Here is an 8583-nt window from a genome sequence, read left to right as displayed (position 1 = left end):
GACCGGCGGCCCCGGCCACGGCCCCCTCTGCGACACCGGAGACCGCGACCCCGCACTCGTCCGCGACACCCGCGCCGACGCCGTCCGCCTCCCTCGGCCTGCCCGCCCGCGGCCCGACCGCCACCCAGGAAGCAGCCGCGACCGACGAGCAGCTCCTCCTCGTCACCCAGGCCGACCGCGACACGATCGCCCTGGTCGACCCGGACAAGAGCGCCGGCTCTGCCGAAAGGCCCGCGGTCCTCGACGAGATCACCGTCGGCGCGGCCCCCTGGGACGTCGCGGTCCACGCGGACACCGGCCGCGCGTTCGTCTCCACGGCGCAGGGCGTCGCCGTCGTGGACCTCGCCACGCGCGAGCGCACCGACCTGGTCGGCTACCAGCACCGCCCCGCCCGGGTCGCCTACGGCGAGTACCGCCCCGGCGGGCTCGGCCTCGCGGTCTCCCCCGACGGCGACACGGTGTACGTCGCGGTGAGCACGGGCGAGGAGGCGTTCCTGGAGCAGATCGACGTGGCCGACGGCGACGTCGTGCGCTCGGTCCCGGTCGGCCGGCGGCCGTTCGACGTGCTGGTCAGCGACGACGGCCGCGAGGTCTACACGATCGACCACGACGGGTTCACCGTCACCGTCGTGGACGCCCGGTCGTTCGCGGCGCACGCGATCGAGGTAGCCCCGTTCGGCACCGAGGGCGGCCTCGCGTCGTTCGAGAAGCCGCACTACGCGGTGCTCGACCCGGACGGCGACCTGCTGCTGCCCTACCAGGGCCGCGCCCTCGCCCGCGTCGACCCGGCGACCGGCGACGTGACCACCACCGGCCTCGACGCCGACACCCACCAGCACGGCGTCGCCCGCGCGGACGACGGCACGCTCGTCATCGCCGGCAACGGCCCCTTCGGCAACGCGGACGGCGGTGCGAGCATCGAGGTCGTCTCCGCCGCGGGCGGCTCGACCGTGCTCCGCACCGAACGGCGGCACGAGACCGTGACGGTCTGGCAGCACGACGGCGCCACGTTCGGGGTCCTGGCGGGCGGCTACACGCAGGACGGTGCCTGGGACGGCCTGACCGTCCTCCCGCTCGCGGCCGCCCTCGACGGCGCCGACGAGTCGTACGAGATCCGCGTGCCCGGCCGGCCGCAGGCGGTCGTGCCGGTCACGCTCAGCGAACCCGAGACCAGCCCTGCGGAAGGAAACCCATGACCGGCACCACCACGCCCGCCAGCACGCCCGCCAGCACGCCCAGCACCGTCACCGTCCTGCGCGACGTGCGCCCCTGGGGCGGCGAGCGCAGCGACCTGCACGTCGCCGACGGCGTGATCACCGCCGTCGTCCCCCACGACCCGGCCGCACCCGCCGGCACGCCCGGCAGCACCGGGCCGGAGAACGCGACAGCCTCCGGCGTCGTCGACGGCGGCGGCCTGCTCGCCCTCCCGGGCCTGGTCAACGCGCATGCCCACGTGGACAAGTCGTGGTGGGGCAAGCCGTGGGTGAGCTACGGCGGCGAGCCGGGCACGCAGGGCCGCATCGCGCACGAGCGTGCCCACCGCGACGAGCTCGGCATCCCCGGCGTCGACGTGACGCTCGCCGTCCTGCGCGAGTCGGTCCGCACCGGCACCACCGCCGTCCGCTCGCACGTGGACGTCGACCTGGGCGTCGGGCTGCGCGGCATCGAGGTGGTGCGCGAGGCCGTGGCCGCGCTGGGCGGCGCCGTGCACGCCGAGATCGTGGCGTTCCCGCAGGACGGCGTGCTGCGCCGCCCGGGCGTGCTCGACCTGCTCGACCAGGCGGCGGCAGCGGGCGCCGAGCACATCGGCGGGCTGGACCCGGCCTCGATCGACCGCGACCCCGTGGGCCAGCTCGACGGGCTCTTCGCGATCGCGGAGCGGCACGGCGTGGGCATCGACGTGCACCTGCACGACGGCGGCGAGCTCGGCGCGTTCCAGATCGAGCTGATGATCGACCGCACGCTGCGCACCGGCCTGCAGGGCAGGGTCAACGTGGCGCACGGCTTCGCCGTCGGGCAGCTCGCCGGCGCCCGCCAGGCCGACCTGGTCGCGGCGATGGGCGAGGCGGGCATCACCATGTCGACGGTCGCGCCGATCGGCGCCGCTCCCCTGCCGCTGCACGCGCTGCGCGCCGCCGGGGTGCCCGTCGGTCTCGGCACGGACGGCATCCGCGACCTGTGGTCCCCGTACGGCACCGGCGACCTCCTCACGCTGACCACGCAGCTCGCCCGGCTGTCCGGTTTCCGCTATGACGACGACCTGGTCACCGCGGCACGGATCGCCTCGGCGGACGCCGCCCGGTTCGTCGGGCGCGAGGTGCACGACCTGGTCGTGGGCGCACCCGCCGACGTCGTGCTGGTCGACGCCGAGAACGTGCCCGACGCCGTCGTCCGCGCCCCGCGCCGCGCGCTCGTCGTGGCCGGTGGCCGCGTCGTCGCGAAGGACGGCGAGGTCCTGGTCTGAGTTCGGCAGTTCCACCCCGGTCCCACCCCGACATCGGCAACCTGCCGAACTGAGCTGCAAGCACATTGATCCAACCATTCAGCCGCGGGTCAGGGCGAGCACCTTGACCCGGCAGCACCCTCGTCCGTAGATTGCAGGCATTTCATCGGATGTTTGCGAGGGAGCGGCATGGCCACGATCACCGGAGTGCGCGTCGAGGACGTGCGGTTCCCGACGTCGGTCACCGCCGACGGTTCCGACGCGATGAACAAGGACGCCGACTACTCGGCCGCCTACGTCGTGCTGGAGACCGACGCCCCGGACCCGGCCGGGTCGGGCGGCCCGCTGGGCGGGTACGGCCTGACGTTCACGATCGGCCGGGGCAACGACATCGTGGCCGAGGCAGCGCGCCAGCAGGCCGCGGCGCTCGTCGGCCGCGACGTCGACGAGATCGCCGCGGACATGGGGGCGCTCTACCGGGACCTGACCGCCGACAGCCAGCTCCGCTGGCTCGGGCCGGAGAAGGGCGTGGTGCACCTGTCGCTGGCCGCGGTGCTCAACGCGGTCTGGGACCTGGTGGCCCGCCGGGCGGGCAAGCCGCTGTGGCGGCTGCTGGTGGACATGACGCCGGAACAGCTGGTCGACGTCGCCGACCTGCGCTACCTCTCGGACGCCCTGACCCGCGACGAGGCGCTGGCCCTGCTGAAGGCTCGGGAGCCGGGGAGGCAGGAGCGCCTGGACCACCTGGAGCGCACCGGCTACCCGGTGTACACCACGTCGGCGGGCTGGCTCGGCTACAGCGACGACAAGCTGCGGCGGCTGTGCCAGGAGGCCGTCGACGCCGGGTACCAGCACGTCAAGCTCAAGGTCGGCGCGAACCTGGCCGAGGACGTGCGCCGGCTGACCATCGCGCGCGAGGTGCTGGGCCCCGACCGGAACCTGATGATCGACGCCAACCAGGTGTGGGACGTGCCGCAGGCCATCGAGTGGATGAGCGCCCTGGCGCCGTTCGACCCGCTGTGGATCGAGGAGCCCACCTCGCCCGACGACATCCTGGGGCACGCCGCGGTGCGCCGCGCCGTCGCGCCGATCGGCGTCGCCACGGGCGAGCACTGCCACAACCGGGTGATGTTCAAGCAGCTCATGCAGGCCGAGGCGATCGACTACTGCCAGCTCGACACCGGTCGGCTGGCCAGCATCAACGAGATCGTCGCGGTGCTGCTGCTCGCGGCCAGGTTCGGCGTGCCGGTGTGCCCGCACGCGGGCGGCGTCGGCCTCTGCGAGATGGTGCAGCACGTCTCCGTGCTGGACTACGTGGCGATCGGCGGAGACCTGACCGGCCGCGTGACCGAGTACGTGGACCACCTGCACGAGCACTTCACCGACCCGTGCGTCGTCGCCGACCGGGGCGCGGGCACCGCGTACGTGCTGCCGGCGCTGCCCGGCTACTCCACGCAGATGTACGAGGAGTCGATCGACCGGTTCCGGTTCCCGGGCGGGACGTACTGGGCAGGCCGCACTTCGGTGGGCGATGCTCTCGTGCGCGATACTTCCGAGCATGTCCCGCACTGACGAGGTCGTCGACGGCATCCGCAGGATGATCCTCGACGGCAGGCTCCGCCCCGGCGACCGCCTGCCCGTCGAGAAGGACCTGGCCGACGAGCTCCAGGTCTCCCGCGGCTCGCTGCGCGAGGGGGTTCGGGCGCTGTCCATCCTCGGTGTGCTGCACACCCGGCAGGGCGACGGCACCTACGTGACCAGCCTCGACCCCGGCCGACTGCTGTCCCCCATGGCGCTCGTGCTCGACCTGCAGGACGAGGGCGCCATGCCCGCGTTCCACAGCGTGCGCCGCGTGCTGGAGACGGAGGCAGCGGGGCTGGCGGCCACCCGCATGACCGACGAGGCGCTGGCCGAGGCCCGCGCCGTCCTGGACCAGGTCGCCGAGGTGCGGGGCGGCGCGGAGGTGGACCATGACCGGTTCATCGAGGTCGACATCGCGTTCCACCGGGTGATCGCCGCGCACAGCGGCAACCCCGTGCTGGAGGCGCTGATCGAGTCGTTCGCGGGCCGCACCCTGCGGGCGCGCCTGTGGCGCGTGCTGCACGCCGAGGGCATCGAGGCGCGCACGCACGGCGAGCACGAGGCCATCTGGCGCGCGCTCGCCGCGCGTGATCCCGAGGCGGCCCGGATCCGGATGGCGGCCCACCTCCTGGGGGTCGAGGACTGGCTGCCGAAGCCGGAGAACCTGGACGAGGACGCCTGACCCGTCCGCTACTCGTAGAGCACCGCGGCGATCTCCTCGTCGTCGATGTTCGTCTCGTCGTACCAGTAGAAGCCGGAGTCGACGACGGGCTCGACCTCCTCGCCGTCGATCACGGCGACGGCGGCCTTCACCGTCTCGTAGCCCATCTTGATCGGGTCCTGCGTGATCGCCCCGGCCATCAGGCCGTCGCGGATCGCGTCGGTCTGCGCCTTGCCCGAGTCGAAGCCGATCACCGTCAGCTCGCCCGCCCGGCCGGACTCCTGCACGGCCTTGACCACGCCGATGGCCGAGCCCTCGTTGGTGCCGTAGATGCCCTTCAGGTCGGGGTGCGCCTGCATGATCGCCTTCGCGGCGTCGGCGGACTTGAGCTGGTCGCCCGCCGCGTACTGCGTGTCGACGATCTCGATGTCCGGCGCGTTCTCGGCGATGTACTGCGTGAACCCCTCGACGCGCTGCTGCCCGGTCTGCGACGTCTGGTCGTGCCCGACGATCGCGATCTTGCCGCTGCCCACCAGCTCGGCCATGTGCTTGGCTGCTTCGGCGGACGCCGCGAGGTTGTCGGTGGACACCGTGGTCACCGGCACGTCGGAGTCCACGCCGGAGTCGAAGGCGATGACCGGGATCCCGCGCGACTGGGCGTCGGTCATCATCGGGATCGACGCCTCGGAGTCCAGCGCCGCGTACCCGATCGCGTCCGGGCTCTTGTCCAGGGCCGTCTGCAGCATCGTGAGCTGCTTCTCGACCTCCGTCTCCGTCTCGGGCCCCTCGAAGGTGACCTCGACGTCGAGCTCGGCCGCGGCGTCGTCGGCGCCCTGCTTGACCGCCTGCCAGAACTGGTGCTGGAAGCCCTTGGAGACCAGGGCGACGTACGGCTTGTCGCCCGTGCCGGGGGCCGCGCCGCCCGAGCCCGAGGAGCACGCTCCGAGGGCGAGCACGAGGGCGGTCACGGAGGCGGTGGCGGCGACCGCCGCGAGGCGCCTGCGTGGTGTGCTGCTGTTCATCCGGGTCCAGCTCCTTCGATGGTCGGGTGGAACGGGGGTGAGGTCACGCTTCCTTGCCGTCACGCCTCCTTGCCTTCACGCCTCCTTGCCGCGCCGCAGCATGTCGGCGTACACCGCGAGCACGATCACGATGCCGACGGCGACCTTCTGCCACTCCTGCGGGATCGACATGATCCGCAGGCCGTTGGTCAGCGTCGCCATGATCAGCGCGCCGATCACGGTGCCGAGGATCGTCGCCTTGCCACCGCGCAGGGAGGTGCCGCCGATGACGACGGCGGCGATGGCCTCCAGCTCGTACCCGAGCCCAAGGCCGGGCTGCGCGGAGTTGAGCCGCGATGCCATGACGACGCCCGCCAGGCCGGTGAACAGTCCGGCGACGACGTAGATGACCACCTTCCAGCGCCGCACGTCGACGCCGGAGATCGCGGTCGCCTCCTCGTTGGAGCCGATGGACAGCGCGTAGCGCCCGGTGAGCGTCTTGCTGAGCGTCACGCCCGCGAGCACGGCGGCCACGAAGAAGATCAGGACGGCGTTCGGCAGCCCCGGCAGCAGCTCGCCGCCCGCGAGCTGGCCGAACCCGGGCACGTCGCTGAAGTAGATGGGCTTGGTCCCCGAGATGACGAGGGACAGCCCCTGCGCCACCATCATCATCGCGAGGGTCGCGATGAACGGCGGCAGCCGCAGGTAGGCGACGTTCAGCCCGTTGAGCAGGCCGATCAGCGCCCCGATCGCGAGCCCGCCCAGCACCCCGACGACGAGCGGCAGTCCGAGGTTGGCCAGGAACACGCCGGTCATCACCGAGCACAGCGTCATGCCGGTGCCCACGGACAGGTCGATGCCGCCCGTCGCGATCACGAGCGTGGCACCCAGCGCCATGATCCCGGTGACGGCCGTGGCGAGCAGGATGCCCTTCACGTTGGCCCAGTCCAGGAAGTACGGGCTGGCCACCGAGAAGAACACGAAGATGACCACCAGCCCGCCGAACGCGAGGAGCTGCTGGAGCTGCTGGCGGTTGCCGAGCCCGGTGGCGCGTCGGGGGGCCGTGGCCGTGCTGGACGTCGTCATTCTGGTGTCTCCAGTCATTCCGGGTCTCCGGTCGTGACGAGCGAGCGGTCCGCACCGAACCGCGTCGCGAGCTCCATGATCTGGTGCTGGTCGGCGTCGGCGTTGGCGAGAGTGCCGGTGACCCGGCCCTCGCACATGACGACGATCCGGTCGGCCAGCCGCAGCACCTCGGGCAGCTCCGACGAGATGACGATGATCGACTTGCCCTGCGCGGCCAGGGCCGTGAGCAGCGTGTAGATCTCGTCCTTGGCGCCGACGTCGATGCCGCGCGTCGGCTCGTCGACGATCAGCACGTCGCAGTCCCGCACGAGCCACTTGGCCAGCACCACCTTCTGCTGGTTGCCGCCCGACAGGTTCTTGGTGCGCTGGGTGACCGACGGCGTCCGGATCGAGAGCCGGTCCACCATCTCCTCGACCACGCGACGCCCGTCGGCGTCGCGCACGAACCCGCCGCGGGTCATACCGCGCAAGGAGGACAGCATCACGTTGCGCACCACGTCCTGGTCGAGCAGCAGGCCATAGCGCTTCCGGTCCTCCGAGAGATACCCGATGCCGTGCCGGACGGCGTCCGCGGGGCTGCGCACGGTGACCGGCCGGCCGTTCACCTCGACGACGCCGGTCGAGCGGTCGGCCCCGATGATCGCCCGCGCCACCTCGGTGCGGCCGGCGCCCATCAGGCCCGCGAAGCCCAGGATCTCGCCGCGGCGCAGCTCGAAGGACACGTCCTTGAGCAGCGCACGGGTGCTGAGCCCGCGGACGGCGAGCACGATGTCATGTCCTGAGCTGTCGCGCTCCGATCCGCCGTCGGAGGCGCCGGGCCCGGGCGGGGCCGGCCGCACCCCCGTCTCGAGCCGGCGCCCCACCATGGCGGCGATGACCTCCCTCGTCGCCGTGGTCGCCGTCGGCAGCGTGTCCACGTACCGCCCGTCGCGCAGGACCGTGATCCGGTCGGAGATCTCCTTGATCTCCTCCATCCGGTGCGAGACGTAGATGACGCCCGTACGCGGCGAGACGAAGTCGCGCACGATGCGGAACAGCGTGGCCACCTCGGTCTCGGTGAGCGCCGCCGTCGGCTCGTCCATGATCAGCACCCGCGCGTCGAACGACAGCGCCTTGGCGATCTCGACCATCTGCTGCCCCGCGACGCTGAGGCGGGACACAGGTTGCCGCGGATCCAGGGGGATGCCGAGCCGCTCGAACAGCGCGGTGGCGCGCCGCTCCAGCTCGTCGTCGCGGATGAGCAGCCCGGCCCGCCGCGGTTCGCGGCCGATGAAGATGTTTTGCGCGACCGTGAGGTCGGGCATCAGGTGGAACTCCTGGTGGATCACGCTGATGCCGAGCTCGTTGGCCTGCCGCGGGCCGGTGGGGCTCATCGGCGCGCCGCCGAGCTCCATGGTCCCGGCGTCAGGCTGGTAGATCCCGGAGAGCAGCTTGAGGAGCGTCGACTTGCCCGCCCCGTTCTCGCCCACCAGCGCGAGCACCTCGCCGGGCCGCAGGTCGAGGTGGACGCCGTCGAGCGCGCGGACCCCGGGGAAGGACTTGCTGATCCCCGTGGCACGGAGAAGTGCGGGGCCGTCCGTCACGTGAGCTCCCTTGCGTACGTGCGACACACATCCAACCTCAGGCATCCAACCTCAGGCATTCAACCGCAGACATCAGATGCATCTCAAGCCCTCGTGGCAGATTACCCGCGAATTCGCCTCATTCGACCCCGGAGTTGAGTAGATAGGTCCGACGTTTAGTAACGGTCGGCGCCTCAGCCTGCCGTGGGCACCGCCTCTGGCGCGAGCAGCCCGGCGTCCGCGAGCGCC

General features: G+C 72.1%; 7 protein-coding genes. 4 read left to right on the top strand and 3 right to left on the bottom strand.

Features of this window, described 5'->3' with window-relative positions; genetic code table 11:
- From PROKR_RS26995 to PROKR_RS26980, 4 genes are all read left to right on the top strand, one after another.
- On the top strand, positions 1-1196 hold a 1196-nt coding region (locus PROKR_RS26995), incomplete at its 5' end, for a YncE family protein (protein ID WP_051433415.1).
- Positions 1193-2464, top strand: coding sequence for an amidohydrolase (locus tag PROKR_RS26990; RefSeq protein WP_051433414.1), 1272 nt, complete (start codon positions 1193-1195; stop codon positions 2462-2464). The genes PROKR_RS26995 and PROKR_RS26990, both read left to right, overlap by 4 nt.
- Before the next feature lie 168 nt (positions 2465-2632).
- A complete protein-coding gene (locus tag PROKR_RS26985; protein WP_036969969.1) occupies positions 2633-4015 on the top strand; it encodes an enolase C-terminal domain-like protein in 1383 nt (460 codons plus the stop codon).
- Positions 4002-4706, top strand: coding sequence for a FadR/GntR family transcriptional regulator (locus PROKR_RS26980; RefSeq protein ID WP_036969967.1), 705 nt, complete (start codon positions 4002-4004; stop codon positions 4704-4706). Before PROKR_RS26985 ends, PROKR_RS26980 begins: the two co-directional genes overlap by 14 nt.
- A gap of 8 nt (positions 4707-4714) precedes the next feature.
- Here PROKR_RS26980 and PROKR_RS26975 read toward each other — a convergent pair whose 3' ends face one another.
- The 3 genes from PROKR_RS26975 to PROKR_RS26965 form a co-directional block, all read right to left on the bottom strand.
- Positions 4715-5707: an ABC transporter substrate-binding protein gene (locus PROKR_RS26975; RefSeq protein ID WP_036969965.1), complete on the bottom strand. Its 993-nt coding sequence runs from the start codon at positions 5705-5707 to the stop codon at positions 4715-4717.
- 75 nt (positions 5708-5782) lie between these two features.
- The gene (locus PROKR_RS26970; RefSeq protein WP_036969963.1) at positions 5783-6772 is read right to left on the bottom strand and encodes an ABC transporter permease; all 990 of its coding nucleotides are present in this window, start codon (positions 6770-6772) and stop codon (positions 5783-5785) included.
- A 14-nt stretch (positions 6773-6786) separates the two neighbouring features.
- On the bottom strand, positions 6787-8355 hold the full coding sequence (locus tag PROKR_RS26965; RefSeq protein ID WP_084800702.1) for a sugar ABC transporter ATP-binding protein: 1569 nt from the start codon (positions 8353-8355) through the stop codon (positions 6787-6789).
- Between the last annotated feature and the right edge of the window lie 228 nt (positions 8356-8583).

This window comes from Promicromonospora kroppenstedtii DSM 19349 (assembly GCF_000515355.1).
GTDB classification, from domain to species: Bacteria; Actinomycetota; Actinomycetes; order Actinomycetales; family Cellulomonadaceae; genus Promicromonospora; species Promicromonospora kroppenstedtii.
The sequence above is the reverse complement of the archived record's forward strand: the minus strand, read 5'-3'. Positions and strand labels throughout refer to the sequence as shown.

Excerpts from the sequence above, each read along its gene's own strand:
- PROKR_RS26985 (WP_036969969.1), top strand. The coding sequence starts at position 2,633 with ATGGCCACGATCACCGGAGTGCGCGTCGAGGACGTGCGGTTCCCGACG.
- PROKR_RS26990 (WP_051433414.1), top strand. The coding sequence starts at position 1,193 with ATGACCGGCACCACCACGCCCGCCAGCACGCCCGCCAGCACGCCCAGC.
- PROKR_RS26970 (WP_036969963.1), bottom strand. The coding sequence starts at position 6,772 with ATGACGACGTCCAGCACGGCCACGGCCCCCCGACGCGCCACCGGGCTC.
- PROKR_RS26975 (WP_036969965.1), bottom strand. The coding sequence starts at position 5,707 with ATGAACAGCAGCACACCACGCAGGCGCCTCGCGGCGGTCGCCGCCACC.
- PROKR_RS26980 (WP_036969967.1), top strand. The coding sequence starts at position 4,002 with ATGTCCCGCACTGACGAGGTCGTCGACGGCATCCGCAGGATGATCCTC.